17 protein-coding genes are annotated in these 21,156 nt (G+C 57.5%); 9 read left to right on the top strand and 8 right to left on the bottom strand.

Going from position 1 to position 21,156, the window contains the following annotated elements; translation table 11 throughout:
• Nucleotides 1-319: 319 nt before the first annotated feature.
• Nucleotides 320-1,723, top strand: a complete 1,404-nt coding sequence (gene mdtD / locus B4056_RS07935; RefSeq protein ID WP_094111661.1) for a multidrug transporter subunit MdtD — start codon at nt 320-322, stop codon at nt 1,721-1,723.
• Here the strand turns inward: mdtD and rbsR are convergent.
• The 7 genes from rbsR to B4056_RS07900 all read right to left on the bottom strand — a co-directional run bounded on the left by rbsR (nt 1,720) and on the right by B4056_RS07900 (nt 8,130).
• Nucleotides 1,720-2,703 carry a ribose operon transcriptional repressor RbsR gene (rbsR, locus tag B4056_RS07930; protein ID WP_039381369.1) on the bottom strand — a complete coding sequence of 328 codons (984 nt, stop codon included), beginning with the start codon at nt 2,701-2,703 and terminating at the stop codon, nt 1,720-1,722. The genes mdtD and rbsR overlap by 4 nt on opposite strands.
• A 13-nt stretch (nt 2,704-2,716) precedes the next feature.
• The gene (rbsK, locus tag B4056_RS07925) at nt 2,717-3,646 is read right to left on the bottom strand and encodes a ribokinase (protein WP_094111663.1); all 930 of its coding nucleotides are present in this window, start codon (nt 3,644-3,646) and stop codon (nt 2,717-2,719) included.
• A 63-nt stretch (nt 3,647-3,709) separates the two neighbouring features.
• Nucleotides 3,710-4,585: a ribose ABC transporter substrate-binding protein RbsB gene (gene rbsB, locus B4056_RS07920; protein ID WP_039381376.1), complete on the bottom strand. Its 876-nt coding sequence runs from the start codon at nt 4,583-4,585 to the stop codon at nt 3,710-3,712.
• Nucleotides 4,586-4,612: 27 nt separating this feature from the next.
• Nucleotides 4,613-5,584 carry a ribose ABC transporter permease gene (gene rbsC / locus B4056_RS07915; protein ID WP_039381378.1) on the bottom strand — a complete coding sequence of 324 codons (972 nt, stop codon included), beginning with the start codon at nt 5,582-5,584 and terminating at the stop codon, nt 4,613-4,615.
• Nucleotides 5,581-7,089 (bottom strand): ribose ABC transporter ATP-binding protein RbsA, encoded by a 1,509-nt coding sequence (gene rbsA, locus B4056_RS07910; RefSeq protein ID WP_288654328.1) that lies wholly within the window; start codon nt 7,087-7,089, stop codon nt 5,581-5,583. Before rbsA ends, rbsC begins: the two co-directional genes overlap by 4 nt.
• Before the next feature lie 7 nt (nt 7,090-7,096).
• A complete protein-coding gene (gene rbsD, locus B4056_RS07905; protein WP_039381382.1) occupies nt 7,097-7,516 on the bottom strand; it encodes a D-ribose pyranase in 420 nt (139 codons plus the stop codon).
• A gap of 215 nt (nt 7,517-7,731) precedes the next feature.
• The gene (locus B4056_RS07900) at nt 7,732-8,130 is read right to left on the bottom strand and encodes a YgiW/YdeI family stress tolerance OB fold protein (RefSeq protein WP_094111666.1); all 399 of its coding nucleotides are present in this window, start codon (nt 8,128-8,130) and stop codon (nt 7,732-7,734) included.
• Nucleotides 8,131-8,308: 178 nt separating this feature from the next.
• On the opposite strand from B4056_RS07900, the gene qseB reads away from it, so the two are divergent.
• Complete coding sequence (gene qseB / locus B4056_RS07895; protein WP_071668262.1) at nt 8,309-8,971, top strand: quorum sensing response regulator transcription factor QseB; 663 nt, start codon at nt 8,309-8,311, stop codon at nt 8,969-8,971.
• Nucleotides 8,968-10,341 carry a quorum sensing histidine kinase QseC gene (gene qseC, locus B4056_RS07890; protein WP_094111667.1) on the top strand — a complete coding sequence of 458 codons (1,374 nt, stop codon included), beginning with the start codon at nt 8,968-8,970 and terminating at the stop codon, nt 10,339-10,341. The genes qseB and qseC overlap by 4 nt, the downstream gene beginning before the upstream one ends.
• Here qseC and kup read toward each other — a convergent pair.
• Nucleotides 10,310-12,178 carry a low affinity potassium transporter Kup gene (gene kup / locus B4056_RS07885; RefSeq protein ID WP_039381392.1) on the bottom strand — a complete coding sequence of 623 codons (1,869 nt, stop codon included), beginning with the start codon at nt 12,176-12,178 and terminating at the stop codon, nt 10,310-10,312. The two genes, qseC and kup, sit on opposite strands and share 32 nt — an antisense overlap.
• Before the next feature lie 285 nt (nt 12,179-12,463).
• Between kup and ravA the strand changes: the two genes are divergently transcribed.
• The 6 genes from ravA to mnmG all read left to right on the top strand — a co-directional run bounded on the left by ravA (nt 12,464) and on the right by mnmG (nt 21,117).
• Nucleotides 12,464-13,960 carry an ATPase RavA gene (ravA, locus tag B4056_RS07880; RefSeq protein ID WP_288654326.1) on the top strand — a complete coding sequence of 499 codons (1,497 nt, stop codon included), beginning with the start codon at nt 12,464-12,466 and terminating at the stop codon, nt 13,958-13,960.
• Entirely contained in the window at nt 13,957-15,417 is a 1,461-nt protein-coding gene (gene viaA / locus B4056_RS07875; RefSeq protein ID WP_094111669.1) for an ATPase RavA stimulator ViaA, read from the top strand. The genes ravA and viaA overlap by 4 nt, the downstream gene beginning before the upstream one ends.
• A 72-nt stretch (nt 15,418-15,489) precedes the next feature.
• The gene (ovoA, locus tag B4056_RS07870) at nt 15,490-17,628 is read left to right on the top strand and encodes a 5-histidylcysteine sulfoxide synthase (protein WP_288654324.1); all 2,139 of its coding nucleotides are present in this window, start codon (nt 15,490-15,492) and stop codon (nt 17,626-17,628) included.
• A 104-nt stretch (nt 17,629-17,732) separates the two neighbouring features.
• Nucleotides 17,733-18,194 carry a transcriptional regulator AsnC gene (asnC, locus tag B4056_RS07865; protein ID WP_039381403.1) on the top strand — a complete coding sequence of 154 codons (462 nt, stop codon included), beginning with the start codon at nt 17,733-17,735 and terminating at the stop codon, nt 18,192-18,194.
• A gap of 153 nt (nt 18,195-18,347) precedes the next feature.
• Entirely contained in the window at nt 18,348-18,788 is a 441-nt protein-coding gene (mioC, locus tag B4056_RS07860) for an FMN-binding protein MioC (protein ID WP_039381406.1), read from the top strand.
• Between the two features lie 439 nt (nt 18,789-19,227).
• On the top strand, nt 19,228-21,117 hold the full coding sequence (gene mnmG, locus B4056_RS07855; protein WP_288654323.1) for a tRNA uridine-5-carboxymethylaminomethyl(34) synthesis enzyme MnmG: 1,890 nt from the start codon (nt 19,228-19,230) through the stop codon (nt 21,115-21,117).
• Nucleotides 21,118-21,156 lie beyond the last annotated feature (39 nt).

Here is a 21,156-nt window from a genome sequence, read left to right as displayed (position 1 = left end):
CGGAGTCAACCACTTTTTTCAGCGTTTTTCTCCGGCGGGGTGAATCGCTTCACGCCCTGCTGAGCCCGTCTGCGTTGCCGCTTTGCCGTCTCAGTGGTGGCGCATTATAGGGAGTTCTCGCCGGGTGACAAGTGTTTATTGCAAAAAAATAGCTGAGCGTCTCTTTTTTGAGCGAAAGCGCTAAAAGCAGGCATTATATGACCAATTAATGGCCAAAATGGCCTCGTAAGAGGCACAAATCAACGTCATCGCCTGTAACTGCAATGCTATTCTTTTCTGATAATGCTGTTTGCCAGCACCACCAATAGAAGGATTTTCAATGATTCGTTCTGCGCGCAGTATGGCTGGCTTGCCGTGGATAGCCGCAATGGCGTTTTTTATGCAGGCACTCGACGCAACCATTCTTAATACAGCGCTGCCGGCCATTGCCACCAGCCTTGAACGCTCCCCCCTTGCTATGCAGTCCGCCGTTATCAGCTATACCCTGACTGTCGCTATGCTGATACCCGTCAGCGGCTGGCTGGCCGATCGATTTGGCACGCGCCGTATTTTTATTATTGCCGTTTCACTGTTTACGCTGGGATCGCTGGCCTGTGCCCTGTCGGGCTCGCTGACTATTCTGGTGGTGTCACGCATTGTGCAGGGCGTGGGCGGTGCCATGATGATGCCGGTGGCGCGTCTGGCTCTGCTGCGTGCCTATCCGCGCAGTGAACTGCTGCCGGTGCTTAACTTTGTGACCATGCCGGGTCTGGTCGGGCCTATCCTCGGACCGATGCTGGGAGGCCTGCTGGTTACCTACGCCAGCTGGCACTGGATTTTCCTGATCAATATTCCCATTGGTATTGCCGGTATTTTTTACGCGCGTAAATATATGCCGGATTTCACAACGCCCAAGCGCCGCTTCGATTTTTCCGGCTTTCTTCTCTTCGGCCTGGGGCTGGTGCTGATCTCAGTGGGCATTGAGCTTTTCGGCGAGCGCATTGTTGCATCATGGCAGGCGCTACTGGTGCTGTTTGGCGGCTTTGCACTGCTGCTTCTTTATATAGTACATGCGCGGCGCCATCCCGCACCGCTGATCGGTCTGCCTATGTTCCGCACCCGTACATTTTCTGTCGGTATCCTCGGCAATATTGCGGCGCGTCTCGGAACCGGCTGTATTCCCTTTCTGATGCCGCTGATGCTGCAGGTGGGCTTTGGCTATCCGGCAATTATTGCAGGCTGCATGATGGGGCCTACGGCGGTAGGCTCACTGCTGGCCAAATCGACGGTGACGCAGGTGCTGCGCCGCTTTGGCTATCGCCGGACCCTGGTGGGCATCACCATCATTATCGGTATCCTGATCGCCAGCTTCTCGCTGCAGTCGCCGGGTGAGGGCGCAGTTATGCTGCTGATAGCGCTGTTTGTGCTGGGCATGGCAATGTCAACGCAGTTCACCGCGATGAACACGATTACGCTGGCCGATCTGAATGATGACAACGCCAGCGGTGGCAACAGCGTACTGGCGGTAACGCAGCAGGTTTCTATCAGCTTTGGTGTTGCGGTCAGCGCGGCGGTGCTGCGCTTTTACCAGGATTTTGAAAGTACGACCGTGCAGCAGTTCCACGCTACGTTTCTGACGATGGGCGTCATTACCGTGCTGTCTGCCGCCGCGTTTCTGTTACTGCGGCCCGGCGACGGCCGTAACCTGATCGCCAACCGGGAAAAGAAAAAGAAAGCGGCTTAAACAGAACCGCGTTCCACCAGCTCCGGCGTCAGCACCAGCGTTTGCTGACTGGCGTCGGGCGCGCCCATGCGGTGAATCAATGTATCGATAGCCAGCTCGCCCAGCTCATCTTTTGGCTGATGTACCGTGGTCAGCGGCGGTGTCAGATAGCGGGCCAGTTCGATGTTGTCATATCCCATAACCGCAATATCCTGCGGTACCTGCAGGCCCGCCTGATACAACGCGTGATAGACGCCAACGGCCATCGCATCGTTACTGGTAAACACCGCCTCCGGTACCGGCTCCAGCGCCAGCAACTGCGTCATGGCATTGAATCCGCCCTGGAACTCAAAGTCGCCGTCAACCACATACCCATCAGGTACCGTTAAACCGTGCGCCGCCATCGCTTTATGAAAGCCTTCAAGACGAAGTCGCGCCGGCGTTTTGTCCTGCGGTCCCGCAATACAGGCAATACGCCGGTAGCCTCGTTCAATCAGATGGCGGGTCGCCATTTCGCCGCCCAGTAAGGCATTATCCTGAATGATATCGCCCCGTCCTTCAAACGGTGCCCAGTCCATCATTACCATCGGCACCGAGGGATAACGATTCAGGATCTCAGCCGAAGGCAGATGCGTCTCCGTGCACATCAGCAGCAGGCCATCCACGCGCTTTTGCATCAGCGTTTCCAGGCTGCGATTCATGCGCTCTTCATCCCCTTCGGTATTGCACAGGATCAGGCTATAGCCGCGTTCGTAACAGCTGTTTTCCACGCCGCGCACGACCTCAGCATAGAAAGGGTTGCTGCTGGCCGTCAGTAACATACCGATAGTACGCGTCTGCCTGATCTTCAGGCTGCGCGCCAGCGCCGAAGGGGCATAGTTCAGCTCACGGATGGCCTGTTCAACCTTTTCGCGCACCTGCTCGCTGACAAAGCGATTGTTATTGATCACATGCGAAACGGTAGAGGTGGAGACGCCCGCCTGACGGGCAACATCTTTCATGGTAGCCAAGCGCTTATTCCTGTTGCTGCAGGAAAGCGTCGATTTCGCGGCGCCACGGTACAGCAGGCTGAGCGCCGGGCCGCGTCACGGCAATCGCCGCTGCCGCATGCGCAAACCGTACCGCATCATGCATCGTCATGCCTTCCAGCCGCGCGGTAATAAAAGCACCGTTGAAGGTGTCACCTGCGGCAATGGTGTCAACGGCCTGTACGTTAAAACCAGGAATGCGCTCGCCGTTACCCTGTTCGCTCAGCCATACGCCGCGCCGCCCCAGCGTAATCAGCACGGTGCGGATCCCTTTGGCATGCAGCACCTGCGCTGCCTGTGCGGCCTCAGCGTCACTGGTAACGGCAATCCCGGTCAGGATCTCCGCTTCGGTTTCGTTAGGCGTAATGATGTCAATCTGTGCCAGCAATTCATCCGTCAGCCTGGTCGCAGGGGCCGGATTGAGGATCACCTGCGTGCCGTGCTGTCGCGCAAGCTGCGCTGCCGTCAGCACGCTTTCCAGCGGGGATTCCAGCTGCATCAGCAGCGCCTCAGCGTCAGCGATCACCTGCTGATGACGCCGTACATAGTCTGGCGTCAGCGCGGCGTTCGCGCCGGCATAAATGCCGATGTTGTTTTCACCTTCACCGTTGACGAAGATCATCGCCACGCCGGTTGCCTCTGACGGGATGGCTTCAACCGGCGTGATATCAATATTGTCGCGCTGCAGCTGTTCACAGATGCGTTCGCCCGTGTCATCGCCACCTACACAGGCGATAAAGGCGATATCAGCACCCGCGCGTCCGGCTGCCACCGCCTGATTAGCGCCTTTGCCGCCAAACGCAATCTGATACGCCTTACCGATAACGGTTTCACCGGGGCGCGGGAAGTGACTCAGGTTCAGGATATGATCGGCGTTGATGCTGCCCATTACCGCCAGTTTTGCGCATTTACTCATAGGGAGAGATCCAGGAAGTTGCGTCACCCTGAGGGTGACGCGAGGCCACGCTTTTCTTTGGTTTTATTTAGTGACGAGTTTCAGGTCAACCGGGTTGATCGCCTGCACTTTTTCACCTTTCAGCACTTTGTCTGCGGTATCCACGCCAATCATACCAATCTTATCCGGCATCTGCGCCACGGTTGCGGTCAGTTTACCGGACTCTACCGCTTTCACGCCGTCAGCCGTACCATCAAATCCAACCACCAGCACATCGGTTTTACCGGCGGTCTGCAGCGCACGCAGCGCACCCAGCGCCATCTCATCGTTTTGTGCAAACACCGCCTGCACATCCGGATGCGCCTGCAGCAGGTTCTGCATCACGTTCAGCCCTTTAGTACGATCGAAGTCAGCCGGCTGACTGGCAAGAATAGCAAATTTGTGCGCATCAGCGGCCTGCTTGAAACCTTCACCGCGCTCGCGTGCGGCTGATGTGCCGGCGATGCCCTGCAGCTCAATGATTTTTGCGCCGTCACCCACTTTTTTCGCAATAAAATCGCCCGCCATTTTACCGCCAAAGCGGTTGTCAGAGGCGACGTGGCTCACTACCTTGCCCTGTGCTGCCATACGGTCCAGCGTGATCACCGGGATATTTGCCTGGTTAGCCATTTTTACGGCGTTGCCAACAGCGTCGGAATCTGTCGGGTTGATCAGCAGCAGCTTAGTGCCGCGAACGGTCAGATCCTGCACGTTAGCCAGCTCTTTTGCCGGGTTGTTCTGGGAGTCCAGCACCACCAGGTTGTAGCCAAGCTTGTCCGCTTCTTTCTGAGCGCCATCTTTAAGCGAGACAAAGAAGGGGTTATTGAGGGTAGAAACCACCAGCGCAATCGTATCCTTGGCCATTGCGCCGGCACTCAGGGTGGCACCAAGAATGACGGCCAGTGCAGTTAATTTTTTCATTTACAGGATCCTGTGTGAGGGTCAGAGTTATTTACTGCTTTTGTTATCTACCAGCACCGCCAGTAAAATCACGACGGCTTTAACAATCATCTGGTAGTAGGAAGATACGCCCATCAGGTTCAGGCCATTATTCAGGAAGCCCAGAATCAGCGCGCCAATCAGCGTACCCATAATACGGCCTTTACCACCTGCCAGGCTGGTGCCGCCCAGGACCACAGCCGCAATCGCATCCAGTTCATAACCGGTGCCAGCCGTAGGCTGTGCTGAGGAGAGACGGGCCACTTCAATCGTGCCTGCCAGCGCTGCCAGCAGTCCGCTCAGCGCATAGACGGTAATTTTGACGCGGTTAACGCTGATACCTGACAGACGGGTAGCGGCTTCATTACCGCCCAGCGCATAAATATAGCGACCGAGGCGGGTGTGATGCAGCATGTACCACGCCAGCGCGAATACCAGTGCCATCAGCCATACCGGCGTCGGGATCCCCAGCGGGCGACCAATACCGAACCAGCCAAACAGATCGGCGTTTTCACTGAAGCCGGTATTAACCGGACTGCCGTCGGTATAGACCATGGTGACACCGCGCAGCAGCAGCATCATTACCAGCGTGGCGATAAACGCCTGCACCCTGCCGCGCGCGACTATCACGCCGGTGATGCCGCCAATAAACGCGCCCAGCGCCAGAGAAGCGGCAACGGCAACCAGCGCATTGACCTCCATGCCGACAATAGACGCGGCAACCGCACCGGTAAGCGCCAGCAGCGATCCCACTGACAGGTCGATGCCTGACGTCAGGATCACCAGCGTCATGCCCACTGCCATAATGGCGTTGACCGAGGTCTGCTGCAGAATGTTGAACATGTTGGCCAGCGTAAAGAAGTTCGGGCTCTGGCTGGCGACCACGGCGATCAGCACAATCAGCGCAATCAGTGACTTCTGCTCCAGCAGCCAGCTTTTGCTGAACCAGCGGCGGCTGGCGGGTAGGGTTTGGGTACTCATACGACTAAATCCTCGCTGTGTTGCTTACCGACCGCCGCCGCCATCAGGGATTCCTGGGTAGCCTGCTCGCGGGAAAATTCGCCACTGATATGGCCTTCATGCATCACCAGAATGCGATCGCTCATGCCCAGCACTTCCGGCATTTCCGATGACACCAGAATGATGCTCAGCCCTTCCGCTTTGAACTGATTAATTAACTGATAAATCTCTTTTTTGGCACCTACATCGACACCGCGCGTGGGTTCATCCAGGATCAGCACGTCCGGACGGGTCATCAGGCCGCGGGCAATCGCCACCTTTTGCTGATTACCGCCGGAGAGCAGGCCAATTGGCTGCATCATTGAGGGCGTCTTTACATTGAACAGGCGGATAAAATCGCCTACCGCCAGCTGCTCTTCCGCATGTTTCAGGTTACCGCCGGCGTGGCTGAAATAGCGCAGCGCCGTCAGCGACATGTTCTCTTTTACCGACATTCCGAGCACCAGTCCGTCACGCTTACGATCTTCAGAGATATAAACGATACCGCTGGCGAGCCCCTCCTGCGGCGAACGTACGGTCACAGTACGGCCATTCAGCGTGACGCTGCCGCTGCGGCGCGGCAGGGCGCCATACAGCACTTTCATCAGCTCAGTGCGCCCGGCCCCCATCAGCCCTGAAATCCCCAGAATTTCGCCTTTGCGCAGGGTAAAGCTGACATCCTCCACGCCTGAGCCACAGAGCTTTTCAACCTGCAGGCGGATTTCACCGGGCGATTGATCGAGATGGGGATACTGATCTTCCAGCTTGCGTCCCACCATCATCTCAATCAGCTGCTCTTCGCTCAGATCGCTGACGGCGCGCTCGGCAATAAACTGCCCGTCACGGAATACGGTTACGTCATCGCAGATCTCAAAAATTTCTTTCATACGGTGCGAGATATAGACAATGCCGCACCCCTGCGCTTTCAGTTCGTTAATAACGTGAAACAGCGACAGCGTTTCGGTATCCGTCAGCGCATCCGTCGGCTCATCCATGATGATGACGCGTGATTCAAAACTCAGTACTTTGGCAATCTCTACCATCTGCTGATCGCCAATTGAGAGATCGCCCACCAGTTTGTGGCTGCTGAAACGCAGGTTAAGACGCTTAAGCAGCGCCTCTGCCTCACAATGCATCTTTTTCCAGTCGATACGGCCAAACCGGTTTATAAACTCCCGGCCCAGGAAAATATTCTCCGCCACGCTCAGCTGCGGGATCAGATTAAGCTCCTGGTGAATAATGCCGATGCCTGCCTCCTGCGACGCCTTTGGGCCGGAGAACGCAACAGGTTCGCCCAGCCACTGCAGCGAGCCGGCGTCCATGGTGTAGATGCCGGTCAGCACCTTCATCATGGTGGATTTACCGGCCCCGTTTTCGCCCACCAGCGCCATAACGCGCCCCGGGTAGACCGCCAGCGAGGCACCATTCAGCGCCTTTACGCCAGGAAACGACTTTTCGATTCCTTTAAGTTGCAGTAAGGGTTGCATAGCGGCCTCAGAAGGTGACGCCGGCGCTCAGGATGACATTCGCATACGGAGAACACTCTCCGCTGCGAATGACCGCCTGGCTGCACTGCGTCTGTTGTTTGAACTGTTCATGACTGATGTAACGGACGGTGATGCTATTCCCCTGGTGCTGTTGCAACGCTTCGAGCACGGCGAGCAGCTGGCTGTGAAGCTGCGGATTATGTTCTTTTATCTCCTCCGCAATCAGGGCGCTTTCTACCTGCATCTCCTGTGTGACTACCTCCACAACCTGTAAAAATCCGGGCGTACCGGGCGTTAACGCCAGGTCAATACGCCGGGGGCCGTGCGGAACAGGCAGGCCCGCGTCCGCAATAGTCAGCGTATCAGTATGCCCGAGGCGGGCAATCACATGAGAGAGTTCAGCGTGTAACAGGCGACCTTTTTTCATTTCATCCACTCCACAGCGAAACGTTTCGCTGTGGAGCAGTGTATAAAAGCAGTATAGTAACGCAATGACACCATCACGGAAGTGTGATCGCCATCGAAACGTTTCGCTGTCAGCCGGAAAAAATTTGGGTAAGGGAGTACAGAGAGGCAGGGAGCAGGATGATATGGGCCCATCAGAATGAATGAAGCCACTCAGGCAGTGGCTTCACAGTGTGCTTATGGCAGTTTGCGAACCTGTTTCACATCAAGCTCAGTGGCATTGAAATCTTTATCCAGCTCGCCCGTCAGTTCGACGCGATCTTTTGGCGTAATGGTCACGCCGTTCCAGCGCTTGTGGTCAATTTCCACTTTCATGGTGCCGCTGCTGTCGCGGAACAGATAATCTTCATCGCCAGTCTGCTTTTCCAGCGTCCCGCGCACGGTGATCCAGCTGTCATCTTTCATCTCTTCAGCCTGTTTTACCGTCACGACGCTGGCTTCGCCCGCTTTAAAACCGCCCGCCTGATTACTTTGTGCGGCTGGCGCAGCGGGATCCATAAAGCCGCCCTGCGGCGCAGCAAGTACCGGTGCGGTGGCCAGGGCAATCAGGGTCAGTAACGCGATACGTGTTTTCATTAGTTACCTCATTTCTGTGAACAGGTGGAATATCAGCAGTAGACCAGAGAGTTCTTAACAGGATCTTAAGGAGCGCTGTTTTTTATCGTTGCGTGAAAAATAGCTGAAAATCGCGCTGCTGGCCTGTACAAGCCCGGACGGGCTTCGTATAACTCGCCTGTAGCCGGGGGAGAGCACAATGCGAATTCTGTTGATTGAAGATGACACGCTGATTGGCGACGGGCTGAAGGTTGGCCTGACAAAACTGGGATTCAGCGTCGACTGGTTTATATCCGGTGAGGCCGGATGTCAGGCGCTGAGCGCAGCGCCCTGGGATGCAGTGGTGCTGGATCTGTCGCTGCCGGAACGCGACGGGCTGGAGATCCTGCGCCAGTGGCGCGCTGCAGGCGCGGATATTCCGGTGCTGATCCTCACCGCGCGCGACGCGCTGGACCAGCGCGTACAGGGTTTACAGCTGGGCGCCGATGACTATCTCTGCAAACCGTTCGCCCTCACCGAAGTGGCTGCGCGCCTGCAGGCGCTGATCCGCCGGCGGCATGGTCAGCTGCAGCCGGAGCTGCGGCACGGCAATGTTGTCATGCAGCCCGCCAGCCACAGCGTTCTGCTCAATGGCGAACCGCTTGAACTGAAAAGCCGCGAACTGGCGCTGCTGGAGCTGTTTCTGCGACATCCGGCTCAGGTGCTGACGCGCAGCCAGCTTGAAGAGAAGCTCTACAGCTGGGATGACGATGTCTCCAGCAACGCGGTTGAGGTACATATTCATCATCTGCGCAAAAAGCTGGGCAGCCAGTTTATCCGCACCGTGCACGGTATTGGCTATACGCTGGGAGCGGCAGAATGAGCCTGTTTGTCCGGCTGGCGATCGGCTTTGTGCTGCTGATCCTGCTGTGCGGTGCCAGCGCCGGCTGGAGCGCATGGCAGCAGACGCGCGACACGGTTAATGAACTGTTTGATACCCAGCAGATGCTGTTTGCCAAACGGCTGCTGGCGCTCGATCCCACCAGCCTGCATCAGGCTGTATTACCCCGAACCAAAGCCCTTTTACGCCATCACCGCGGCGATCAGGATGATGACGCTCTGGCATTTGCGGTGTTCCGCACCGACGGTACGCCGCTGCTCAACGACGGCGAGAACGGGCGCGGGTTATCGTTCGATACGCGACGCGACGGCTTTCGTGACGGGCAGCTGCGTGACGACGATGAGCGCTGGCGTCTGCTCTGGCTGACGTCACCCGATAAACAGTATCGCGTGGTAGTGGGGCAGGAGCAGGAGTACCGGGATGATATGACGCTCGATCTGGCGTCCGCCGCCCTGCTGCCGTGGCTTGTCGCGATGCCGTTTATGCTGCTGCTGCTGCTCTTGCTGGTGTGGTATGAACTGCGGCCGCTGAAGCAGCTGGCGCACCGGCTGCAGCAGCGTGCGCCGGATGACGCGACCACGCTGCCGGTTACGCATCTGCCGCGTGAGGTACAGCCGCTGGTAGCGGCGCTCAACGATCTCTTCGGACGCACGGCGCAGCTGGTACAGCGCGAGCGTCGCTTCACCTCCGATGCCGCCCATGAACTGCGCAGCCCGCTGGCTGCCCTGCGCGTGCAAAGTGAGGTGATCCAGCTGGCCGAAGATGATGAGCAGGTGCGACGGCGGGCGCTGCAGCAGCTCGATAGCGGTATTATCCGTGCGACCCGGCTGGTGGATCAGCTGCTGACGCTGTCGCGCGTTGAAGCGGACGATCTGCGCAGTGAATTTCAGCCGGTCGCGCTGCTCCCGCTACTGCAGGCGCTGGTCGCTGAACATCTGCCGCAGGCCGCCGCGCAGCAGACAGAGATAACACTGACCAGCGATGCTGCGCCGGTGATGAACGGTCATCCGCTGCTGCTGGGCCTGATGATACGTAATCTGCTGGATAATGCGCTGCGCTATGCGCCGGCACAGAGCCGGATAGCGCTGCGGCTGGGGACGGACAGCATAGTGATAGAAGATAATGGTGCGGGCGTATCGGACGAGCAGCTGGCGCGGCTCGGCGAACGCTTCTGGCGCCCGCCCGGCCAAACACAGAACGGCAGCGGCCTGGGGCTGTCGATTGTGAAAAATATTGCGCAGCTGCACGACCTGCAGCTGCACTTCAGTCACGCCGTGCCGCAGGGGCTGCGCATCACGCTAATCCGGCAACGCAGCGGCGCTAAATCTCGACCTGCGTACCCAGCTCGATAACACGGTTAGGCGGGATTTCAAACTGATCCGGCGCGCGCAGCGCGTTACGCTGCAGCGTCAGGAACAGTTTGCCGCGCAGGCGCAGATACCAGGGCCGTTTACCGATGATCAGCGATTCATGCGACATAAAGAATGAGGTCTCCATCATCCGGCAGTTAAGCCCCTCCAGCCCGCAGCGGTGAAAAATCTCCTCCACGTTTGGCGTCTCGCGCCAGCCGTAGCTCGCCACCACGCGCCAGAACGTAGGCGACAGCTGTTCAATGGTGACCCGGCGTACGTTATGCACATAGGGTGAATCTTCCGTACGCAGCGTCAGCAGCACCACGCGCTCATGCAGCACTTTGTTGTGCTTGAGGTTATGCAGCATCGCGAAAGGGATCACGTTCAGCGCACGCGACATATATACCGCCGTACCCGATACGCGTACCGGCGGTGATTTCTCCAGTGAAGCGATCATCGCATCGAGCGAATTGCCGTGCTCATGCATGCGGCGCAGCAGACGAAAGCGCTCACTTTTCCAGGTCGTCATGATGATGAACATCATCAGCGCCAGCGTCAGCGGCAGCCAGCCGCCGGAGAAGACTTTGATCAGGTTAGCGGAGAACAGCGACACATCAATGCAGAGCATCGCGGCCAGCATCAGCATGACCAGATAGCGATTCCAGTGCCAGTTCTGGATCGCCACCGTGGCGCAGAGGATCGCCGTCAGCACCATAGTGCCGGTCACGGCAATGCCGTAGGCCGCCGCCAGATTACTGGAGTGCTCAAAACCAACAATCACAATCACCACCGCGGCGTAGAGCAGCCAGTTAATGACCGGGATATAGATCTGTCCTGACTCCTCTTCAGAGGTGTGAACAATGCGCATCGGCGGCAGATAACCGAGCCGCACCGCCTGACGCGTCAGGGAAAAGACGCCGGAGATCACCGCCTGTGAGGCGATAACCGTCGCCAGCGTAGCGAGCAGCAGCATCGGGATCAGCATCCAGTCCGGTGCCAGCAGGAAAAACGGGTTCTTTATCGCTTCCGGATGCGCCAGCAGCAGCGCACCCTGGCCAAAATAGTTCAGCACCAGCGAAGGCAGCACCACCACAAACCACGCCAGACGGATCGGAAATTTGCCGAAGTGTCCCATGTCCGCATAAAGCGCTTCGACGCCGGTGATCGCCAGTACCACCGCACCCAGCGCAAAAAAGGAGACCGACTTATACTGAACAAAGAAGTGCAGCGCCCAGTAAGGATTCATCGCGTGCAGTACATCAGGATTATTCAGGATGCTGCGCGCGCCCAGCACGGCCAGCACCAGAAACCATACCAGCATAACCGGCGCAAACAGCTTGCCTACGATACCGGTGCCCTGTTTCTGGATTATAAACAGCAGCGTCAGCACGGCGATCGCCAGCGGGACGATCCAGGTGTCGAGACCGGGCGCGGCAATCTCCAGTCCCTCAATCGCTGAGAGCACGGATACGGCCGGGGTGATCACCACCTCACCATAAAAGAAGCTGCCGCCGATCAGCCCCATGATCACCAGAACGGCTGTGGCACGCGCGCCGGTGTGACGACCCGCGAGCGACATCAGCGTCAGAATTCCGCCTTCACCCGCATTGTCCGCGCGCATGACGTAACTGATATATTTCAGCGAAACCACCAGAATCAGCAGCCAGAAGATCAGCGATAAAAAGCCGAATACCGCTTCGCGTTCAACGCCAAAGCCGAACTGGCCGGAAAGGCATTCACGTAAGGTATACAGCGGGCTGGTGCCAATGTCGCCATAGACCACGCCGATTGCAGCCAGCGTGACGGCGCTAAGAGACTGTTTCTTATCCGAGCTCATAGGGTGTCTTGTGTTGGAGCCGTTGCGACTCAGGCCATCAAAAAGCGCACAGTATGCACATAATTGGCAGAAACCAACAGACAGCGCTGATGATAATACGCAGCGTACTCTGCTTTTTCGCCGAAAATCCTGCAGAAAACGGGCTGAAAACTGCACGTTGTGCTGCCACAACCTTCTGAAACAAAAAAGCTGACGGCTATCAACGCATTCAAGCATGATAAACAGTAGAGTATTGCGCTCGCCAGACCGTAACGGCACCAGGTTCAGAAGGACAATGATGTGATTATGGCTCAACCCCATCTGTTGGCAGAAAGAATTTCCCGACTGAGTAATGCGCTGGAAAAAGGGCTGTATGAACGGCACCATGCCATTCGCCTCTGCCTGCTGGCAGCGTTAAGCGGCGAAAGCGTTTTTCTGCTCGGCCCGCCCGGCATTGCCAAAAGCCTGATTGCCCGTCGCCTTAAATATGCTTTCCAGCACGCCCGTGCGTTTGAATATCTGATGACCCGTTTCTCCACGCCGGAAGAGGTGTTTGGCCCGCTGTCGATTCAGGCACTGAAAGATGAGGGCCGCTATCAGCGTCTGACCAGAGGCTATCTGCCGGATGCGGAGATCGTCTTTCTGGATGAGATCTGGAAAGCGGGTCCGGCCATTCTGAACACGCTGCTGACCGCCATTAACGAACGCCGCTTCCGGAACGGCGACTGCGAAGAGGCGATCCCGATGCGTCTGCTGGTGACCGCCTCAAACGAGCTGCCGGAAGCTGACAGCGGCCTTGAAGCGCTCTATGACCGCATGCTTATCCGCCTGTGGCTCGATAACGTACATGAGAAGCAAAATTTTCGCAGCATGCTGACCCACCAGCAGGATGAGAACGTCAATCCGGTCGCGGAGTCGCTCTGCATCAGCGATGAAGAGTATCTGCAGTGGCAAAAGGGCATCAGTCAGGTAAAGCTGCCTGACGATGTGTTTGAGCTTATCTATCAGCTGCGTCAGCAGCTGGAAAACCTGCCGGATGCGCCCTACATCTCTGACCGCCGCTGGAAAAAAGCGATTCATCTGCTGCAGGCCAGCGCCTTTTACAGCGGGCGCACGGCGATTGCGCCTATCGATCTGGTTCTGCTCAAAGATTGCCTCTGGCACGACATCGCTTCGATGACGCTGCTGGACCGGGAAATGGATGCGCTGATGACGCAGCACGCCTGGCAGCAGCAGGCGATGCTGCACCGGCTGCAGCAGATCAATGCGCAGCGTCTGGCACTGCAGCAGCAGCAGAGCGTGGCGCAGGCGCTGACGCTGGAGAAACACAGCGGCATGTTCAGCCGTAAGCCACATTATGAGCTGCCGGAGTCGGTTGCCGGCGAACAGCTGACCCTGATGCTGCAGCAGCCGCTGACGCTGCACGATATGCAGGTCAGCCATATAGTGGTAAGCCGTGAGGCCCTGGTACAGTGGCTGCTGAAAGGCGGAGATATACGCGGCAAGCTGAACGGCATCGGCTTTGCACAGCCACTCGATCTGATGGTCGATACCCATCACTGCCTGACGCTACGCGATGTCAGCCTGCAGTCTGCGCGCCTGACGCTGCCCGGAGCGGCGAGCCTGCAGGCGCTGCCGCCGGAAATCGTTGATGAATATGATGCGCTTGAGGCCCGCCTGCGGGCGCAGCGGGCGCTGTTCAGCCAGCATCAGCGCTGCCTGTTTATCAGCGATGACTGGCTGGCACGCATTGAGACCAGCCTGCAGGATGTCGCCGAGCAGCTAAAACAGGCGCGGAAATGATCTCGCTGGAGACGCTCAGCACACTGCTCTCAATTGGTGAAACGGAGCTGATTGATGAGCTGATTCTGGCGCTGCTGGCCACACCGCAGCTGACGCTGTTTTTCGAAAAATTTCCCCGCATGAAGCAGGCGATGCTGCGCGATCTGCCGCGCTGGCGCGCTGAAATCGCCGGGCAGATGAGATCGACGCCCGTGCCCGCCGTGCTGGCGCAGGAGTTTCAGCTGTTTGAGCGGTTACAGCTGCTCAGCAGCCGTGATTTCAGCGCTCAACTGCCGCACCTCCTTGAGCAGCTGCAGAAGCTGCCATCCCCTTTTCTCACCGAAGCCGGGACGCTGCTGCAGCGTAATGAAGGCCCGGAACTGAGCAACGCGCAGCACCGGCTGTTCCTGCAGCGCTGGCGACTGAGCCTGACGCTGCAGACGCTGACGCTGAATGAAACGTTGCTGGAGGCGCAGCGTGAACGGCTGCTGGCGGAACTGCAGCAGCGTATGGCGCTGAGCGGCCAGCTGGCGCCGGTGCTGAGCGATGAAGATGAGGCCGCCGCCGGCCGGCTGTGGGATCTCAGCAAAGCCTCGCTGCAGCCAGGCGACTACACACTAATTGTGCAATATGGTGCGTTTCTGGCGCAGCAGCCGGAGCTGATGCAGCTGGCGCAGCAGCTGGGCCGCAGCCGCGAAGCCAAATCGGTGCCGTCACGCGATGCGCCGCTGGAAGCGTTTCATCAGCTGGTGCATGAGCCAGATAACGTGCCGGAAGAGGTCAGCGGCATTCATCAGAGCGATGATGTGCTGCGCCTGCTGCCGCCGGAACTGGCCGCGCTCAGTATCAGTGAACTGGAGCTGGAATTTTACCGGCGTCTGGTAGAAAAACGCCTGCTGACCTATCGCCTGCAGGGTGATGCCTGGCACGAAAAAACCGCGCTGCGGCCGGTGAGCCATCAGCAGCATGAAACAGAGCCGCGCGGTCCGTTTATTGTCTGCGTGGATACGTCCGGCTCTATGGGCGGGTTTAATGAACGCTGCGCCAAGGCCTTTTGCCTTGCGCTGCTGAAAATCGCCCTGGCAGATCGGCGTCGCTGCTACATTATGCTGTTTGCCCATGAGGTGGTCGGCTATGAGCTGACCGCCGATAACGGCATTGAACAGGCGATTCGTTTTCTCAGCCAGCGTTTTCGCGGCGGTACCGATCTGACGGCCTGCCTGAGTGCCGTGGTGCAGCGCATGGAAGGCAGCCAGTGGCAGGAGGCAGACGCGGTGATCGTGTCGGACTTTATCGCCCAGCGCCTGCCGGAAGAGCTGATTAAGACCATAAAGCAGCGACAGCGGATGCAGCAGCAGCGGTTTCACGCCGTGGCGATGTCAGCGCATGGCAAACCCGGCATTCTGCGCATCTTCGATCATATCTGGCGCTTCGATACCGGGCTGAAAAGCCGCCTGCTGCGTCGCTGGACGCGCTGATTCATCTGACAGACACGCCTGTTTGCTATAGTGAATGACCCGCTGTGTTTATTCAGCTTTATGGAGTTCACTGTGACAATCGCCGATCTGCCCTGCCAGCTGCCTGCTCCGACCCGCACCCTGCGCCTTTCCGGTGGCACCGCTGAAGAGAAACGTGCCGAACTGCTCACCTATTTCACTCAGACCTGGACGCTGTATGAAAGCCTGTTCGACTGCCTGAGCGATGAGCGCGCCTGGTTTAATAAAGCGATTTCGCTGCGCCATCCGCTGATTTTCTATTTTGGCCATACCGCATCTTTCTATATCAACAAGCTGATGGCTGGACGCTATCTCGATCGGCGTGTTGACGCGCGCATTGAGGCGATGATGGCGATTGGTGTGGATGAGATGAGCTGGGACGATCTCAATGACGCCCACTACGACTGGCCCGGTGTGGCAGAAGTGCGCGACTACCGCGGCAAAGTGAAAGCGCTGGTGACTGATTTTATCCGTACGATGCCGCTTGAGCTGCCGATCGGCTGGGAGAGTCCGGCCTGGGTGATCCTGATGGGCATTGAGCATGAGCGCATCCATCTGGAAACCTCCAGCGTGCTGATCCGCCAGCTGCCGCTGGAGTGGGTGCAGCCGCAGCCCGTCTGGCCTGCCTGCCCGCTGGCGCGTCACGATCGCGCCGCGGTGCCGGAAAACAGTCTGATTGCGCTGGCGGGTGGATCGGTGCTGCAGGGAAAAACGGATGAGACTTATGGCTGGGACAATGAGTATGGCCATCAGAAAACCGAGCTCGGCCCCTTCCAGGCCAGCAAAATGCTGGTCAGCAACGCGGAGTTTTATCAGTTTGTCGCTGCCGGTGGCTATCAGACGGCGCGCTGGTGGGATGAAGAGGGAGAGGGCTGGCGGACATTTGCCGGGGCGCAGATGCCTGCTTTCTGGGTCGGTGATATCACCCAACCTGACGCGCTGCGCCTGCGCCTGATGACGCAGGAAGTCCCGATGCCGTGGGACTGGCCGGCTGAAGTTAATCAGCTGGAAGCGGCCGCCTTCTGCCGCTGGCTGGCAGACAAAAGCGGTAAGACAATTCAGCTGCCATGTGAGGCGGAATATATGCTGCTGCGCGAACAGGTCAGCGGCGATCAGCCAGACTGGGAGCAGGCACCCGGTAATATCAATCTCGCGTACTGGGCCTCCTCCTGTCCGGTGGATCATTTTTCCCAGGGCGCGTTCTTTGATCTGGTGGGGAACGTCTGGCAGTGGACCACCACGCCCATTAATGGCTTTGAAGGATTTCGCGTCCATCCGCTGTATGACGATTTTTCCACGCCTACCTTTGACGGCAAGCATGCCATCATCAAAGGCGGCAGCTGGATCTCAACCGGTAACGAGGCGTTAAAATCGTCGCGCTACGCGTTTCGCCGCCACTTTTTCCAGCATGCCGGCTTCCGTTACGTGGTGTCAGCGCATCAGGAGAGTATGCAGCTTAACCCGTATGAAACCGACGGCATGGTGTCGCAGTATCTCGATTTCCAGTACGGGCCTGGCTACTACGGCGTGGAAAATTATGCCGAAAAACTGATTGAGCTGGTGCTGCCGCACTGCCATCAGCGCGAGCATGCGCTGGATATCGGCTGTGCCACCGGTCGCGCCAGCTTTGCTCTGGCGCGTCACTTTGCTGCCGTTACCGGCATGGACTACTCCGCACGCTTTATCGACGTGGCGCTGCAGCTCACCTCCGGTGAGGATTTCCGCTACGTGGTACCGGAGGAGGGCGAGCTGGTGGCGTATCGCCAGGTGCGCCTGAAGGAGATCGGCACTGACCGGCAGCAGGCGGAGCGGATCCAATTCGTTCAGGGTGACGCCTGCAACCTGAAGCCGCAGCCGGATCGGTACGATCTGGTGCTGGCCGCCAATCTGATTGATCGTCTGCGTCAGCCAAAGCGTTTCCTGCAGGATATCGCACCGATGATCCGTCAGGGCGGCGTGCTGGCGATCTCTTCACCTTACACCTGGCTTGAGGAGTTCACGCCGAAAGAGAACTGGCTGGGCGGTATCCGTGAAAACGGCGAAGCGCTGACCACCTGCCAGGCACTGCAGCGCCTTCTGCGCGACGAGTTTGATGAAATCGCGCCGCCGCAGGATGTTCCCTTTGTGATCCGCGAAACCGCACGCAAGTTTCAGCATACTCAGGCGCAGCTTACGCTCTGGCGTAAGCGCTAAAAGCGTGCAGACTGCGGCATGCCCGCAGTCTGCATCTTGCCTGCCCCGCTAAATTCCTGCACATTCACCTCTGTTCAGCGAAGACGAATTTAAGAGGAAGGATGATGGCAGAACATCTGCAACTGGATAATCTCGACCGCGGCATACTCAATGCGCTGCTGGAGAACGCCCGCACGGCTTACGCAGAGCTGGCAAAGCAGTTCAATGTCAGCCCCGGCACTATTCATGTCCGCGTTGAGAAAATGCGTCAGGCCGGCATTATTCTCGGTACGCGCGTGGAAATCGATCCACGCCAGCTGGGATTCGATGTTTGCTGCTTTATTGGCATCATTCTGAAGAGCGCACGAGACTATCCGGCAGCGCTCAGCAAGCTTGAAGCGCTGGATGAGGTGGTTGAAGCCTGGTATACCACCGGTCACTACAGCATCTTTATTAAGGTCATGTGCCGATCTATCGATGCGCTGCAGCAGGTGCTGATCAACAAGATCCAGACTATTGATGAGATCCAGTCCACTGAGACGCTGATCTCGCTGCAAAACCCGATCATGCGTACCATCAAGCCCTGAACCGCACCAGCCTGTGCATAAAGTTATGCAGCAGCGATCCGGCGCGGTATCCGGTTTGTCGGCGGATGCTTTCTTTTATTAACCCTGTTTTCCACAGGTGGATCACGGCTTGATCACAGCGTACAATGCCTGCCTTTAGTGCGGGAGACGATCATGGCTGATATTACCTTAATCACCGGCAGTACCCTTGGCAGTGCCGAATATGTCGCAGAACATTTAGAAGAGAAGCTGCAGGATGCGGGCTTCAAAACCAGCGTACTGCACGGCCCGGCGCTTGATGAGGTGCCTGATTCAGGTATCTGGCTGGTGGTAACGTCCACACACGGCGCCGGTGAATTGCCGGACAATCTGCTGCCCTTTTATGAGGCGCTGCAGACTGAAAAGCCCGATCTTTCCGCCGTGCGCTTTGGCGCAGCAGGCATCGGCAACCGCGAATACGATCTTTTCTGTGGCGCAATAAAAACCCTGGAGGCTCAGCTGATCGCGCTGGGCGCAACGCGCATCGGGGAACGGCTGGAAATCGACATGCTTGAGCATGAAATACCGGAAGATGCCGCTGAAGCCTGGGTCGCTGGCTGGATTGAGCAGATCTGACGGATCATAACCGGCAGGGGATCGGGAAATAGTGACGATCCCCAGACGATTACACTGTATTTCTTCCGGATCCTTCCGATCTCCTGTGGATAAACCAGCCTGAATCATGCGTATAACCGGTAGTTATCCCAAGAATAACCGCTGATGCTTTTTTCATCTGTGGATAACCAGCAAAGTTGATCCCAGCTTATCTGGATCAGGATCACCGATCTTTCACAGCAAACGATCCTTCCCAGGCTGATGTAAAATAACGGGTTTACCACGTTATCCACAGAAACCGGCGATCCTAATAAGAGATCTAACAAGAAGATCATATAAAAGAGTAAAGATCCTTTCTATAAACACGCAGGATCCGCCGCTTTCGCCTGAACCATAATTTCAGTAGAATCCACCGCCCAGGGCAACGATCCCTGTCTGAACTTTAACGAGGACCCACTTCATGTTTTATCCAGATCCTTTTGACGTCATCGTAATCGGTGGTGGTCATGCGGGTACCGAAGCCGCTATGGCGGCCGCCCGAATGGGTCAGCAGACGCTGTTACTCACGCATAACATCGACACGCTGGGACAGATGTCCTGCAATCCGGCAATCGGTGGTATCGGGAAAGGACACCTGGTAAAGGAAGTGGACGCCCTCGGCGGCCTGATGGCCACGGCAATCGATCAGGCAGGTATCCAGTTTAGGATACTAAACGCCAGCAAAGGTCCGGCGGTGCGCGCTACGCGTGCTCAGGCAGACCGTGTACTGTACCGCCAGGCGGTACGCACCGCGCTGGAGAACCAGCCCAACCTGATGATCTTCCAGCAGGCGGTTGACGATCTGATCGTCGAAAACGATCGGGTAGTAGGTGCCGTCACGCAAATGGGACTGAAATTCCGGGCTAAAACTGTGGTGCTGACCGTTGGCACCTTCCTCGATGGCAAAATTCATATCGGTCTTGATAATTACAGCGGTGGACGCGCCGGCGATCCGCCTTCTGTCCCGCTGGCAAAACGGCTGCGGGCGCTGCCGCTGCGCGTCAACCGTCTCAAGACCGGTACGCCACCGCGCATTGACGCGCGTTCGATCGATTTCTCTGTACTGACGCCACAGCACGGTGATACGCCGATGCCGGTGTTCTCGTTTATGGGCAGCGTGGCACAGCATCCGCAGCAGGTTCCCTGCTGGATCACCTATACCAACGAACAGACGCATGATGTGATCCGTAATAATCTCGATCGCAGCCCGATGTATGCGGGCGTCATTGAGGGGATTGGTCCGCGTTACTGCCCATCTATCGAAGATAAAGTGATGCGCTTTGCCGATCGCAACGCCCACCAGATCTTCCTGGAGCCGGAAGGGCTGACCAGCAATGAAATTTACCCGAACGGAATTTCAACCAGTCTGCCTTTTGATGTACAGATGCAGATTGTCCGTTCAATGAAAGGGCTGGAGAACGCCACCATTGTGCGCCCTGGCTATGCTATCGAGTACGATTTCTTCGATCCGCGCGATCTGAAACCCACGCTGGAGAGCAAGTTTATCCACGGTCTCTTCTTTGCCGGCCAGATCAACGGCACCACCGGTTATGAAGAAGCGGCAGCCCAGGGACTGCTGGCTGGCCTTAACGCTGCACGGCAGTCTGCGGACAAAGAGGGCTGGGCACCGCGCCGCGATCAGGCTTATCTCGGCGTGCTGGTCGACGACCTCTGCACGCTGGGTACCAAAGAGCCATACCGCATGTTTACCTCCCGCGCTGAGTATCGTCTGATGCTGCGCGAAGATAATGCCGATCTGCGTCTGACTGAAACGGGCCGTGAGCTGGGACTGGTCGATGATGCGCGCTGGACGCGCTATAACCAGAAGCTGGAGGCGATTGAGCAGGAGCGCCAGCGTCTGCGCAGCCTGTGGGTGCATCCGAAGTCAGAGAATGTGGCTGACGTAAACAGCATCATCAGCGCACCGCTGACAAAAGAAGCCAGCGCAGAGGATCTGCTGCGTCGTCCGGAGATGACCTATGCCCGACTGATGACGCTGGCGGACTATGGTCCGGCACTGCCTGATGAACAGGCAGCCGAGCAGGTTGAAATTCAGGTTAAATATGAGGGTTATATTGCGCGTCAGCAGGAGGAGATAGATCGCCAGCTGCGCAATGAGAACACGCTGCTGCCTGTCGATCTCGATTACCGTCAGGTTAATGGCCTGTCAAACGAAGTGATCGCCAAGCTCAACGACCATAAGCCGTCCTCTATTGGCCAGGCATCGCGTATTTCCGGCATCACGCCAGCTGCGGTCTCAATTCTGCTGATCTATCTCAAAAAACAGGGTCTGCTGCGTAAAAGCGCCTGACTGACCACCGGGGCAGCTTCGACTGCCCCTGTTAACGGA

The sequence above is a fragment of the Pantoea sp. UBA7232 genome, assembly GCF_002473195.1.
Lineage (GTDB): Bacteria > Pseudomonadota > Gammaproteobacteria > Enterobacterales > Enterobacteriaceae > Pantoea > Pantoea eucrina.
The sequence above is the reverse complement of the archived record's forward strand: the minus strand, read 5'-3'. Positions and strand labels throughout refer to the sequence as shown.

What these genes read in the sequence shown, in the direction of transcription:
- mdtD (WP_094111661.1), top strand. Translation starts at nt 320, where the DNA reads ATGATTCGTTCTGCGCGCAGTATGGCTGGCTTGCCGTGGATAGCCGCA.
- rbsR (WP_039381369.1), bottom strand. Translation starts at nt 2,703, where the DNA reads ATGAAAGATGTTGCCCGTCAGGCGGGCGTCTCCACCTCTACCGTTTCG.
- rbsK (WP_094111663.1), bottom strand. Translation starts at nt 3,646, where the DNA reads ATGAGTAAATGCGCAAAACTGGCGGTAATGGGCAGCATCAACGCCGAT.
- rbsB (WP_039381376.1), bottom strand. Translation starts at nt 4,585, where the DNA reads ATGAAAAAATTAACTGCACTGGCCGTCATTCTTGGTGCCACCCTGAGT.
- rbsC (WP_039381378.1), bottom strand. Translation starts at nt 5,584, where the DNA reads ATGAGTACCCAAACCCTACCCGCCAGCCGCCGCTGGTTCAGCAAAAGC.
- rbsA (WP_288654328.1), bottom strand. Translation starts at nt 7,089, where the DNA reads ATGCAACCCTTACTGCAACTTAAAGGAATCGAAAAGTCGTTTCCTGGC.
- rbsD (WP_039381382.1), bottom strand. Translation starts at nt 7,516, where the DNA reads ATGAAAAAAGGTCGCCTGTTACACGCTGAACTCTCTCATGTGATTGCC.
- B4056_RS07900 (WP_094111666.1), bottom strand. Translation starts at nt 8,130, where the DNA reads ATGAAAACACGTATCGCGTTACTGACCCTGATTGCCCTGGCCACCGCA.
- qseB (WP_071668262.1), top strand. Translation starts at nt 8,309, where the DNA reads ATGCGAATTCTGTTGATTGAAGATGACACGCTGATTGGCGACGGGCTG.
- qseC (WP_094111667.1), top strand. Translation starts at nt 8,968, where the DNA reads ATGAGCCTGTTTGTCCGGCTGGCGATCGGCTTTGTGCTGCTGATCCTG.
- kup (WP_039381392.1), bottom strand. Translation starts at nt 12,178, where the DNA reads ATGAGCTCGGATAAGAAACAGTCTCTTAGCGCCGTCACGCTGGCTGCA.
- ravA (WP_288654326.1), top strand. Translation starts at nt 12,464, where the DNA reads ATGGCTCAACCCCATCTGTTGGCAGAAAGAATTTCCCGACTGAGTAAT.
- viaA (WP_094111669.1), top strand. Translation starts at nt 13,957, where the DNA reads ATGATCTCGCTGGAGACGCTCAGCACACTGCTCTCAATTGGTGAAACG.
- asnC (WP_039381403.1), top strand. Translation starts at nt 17,733, where the DNA reads ATGGCAGAACATCTGCAACTGGATAATCTCGACCGCGGCATACTCAAT.
- mioC (WP_039381406.1), top strand. Translation starts at nt 18,348, where the DNA reads ATGGCTGATATTACCTTAATCACCGGCAGTACCCTTGGCAGTGCCGAA.
- mnmG (WP_288654323.1), top strand. Translation starts at nt 19,228, where the DNA reads ATGTTTTATCCAGATCCTTTTGACGTCATCGTAATCGGTGGTGGTCAT.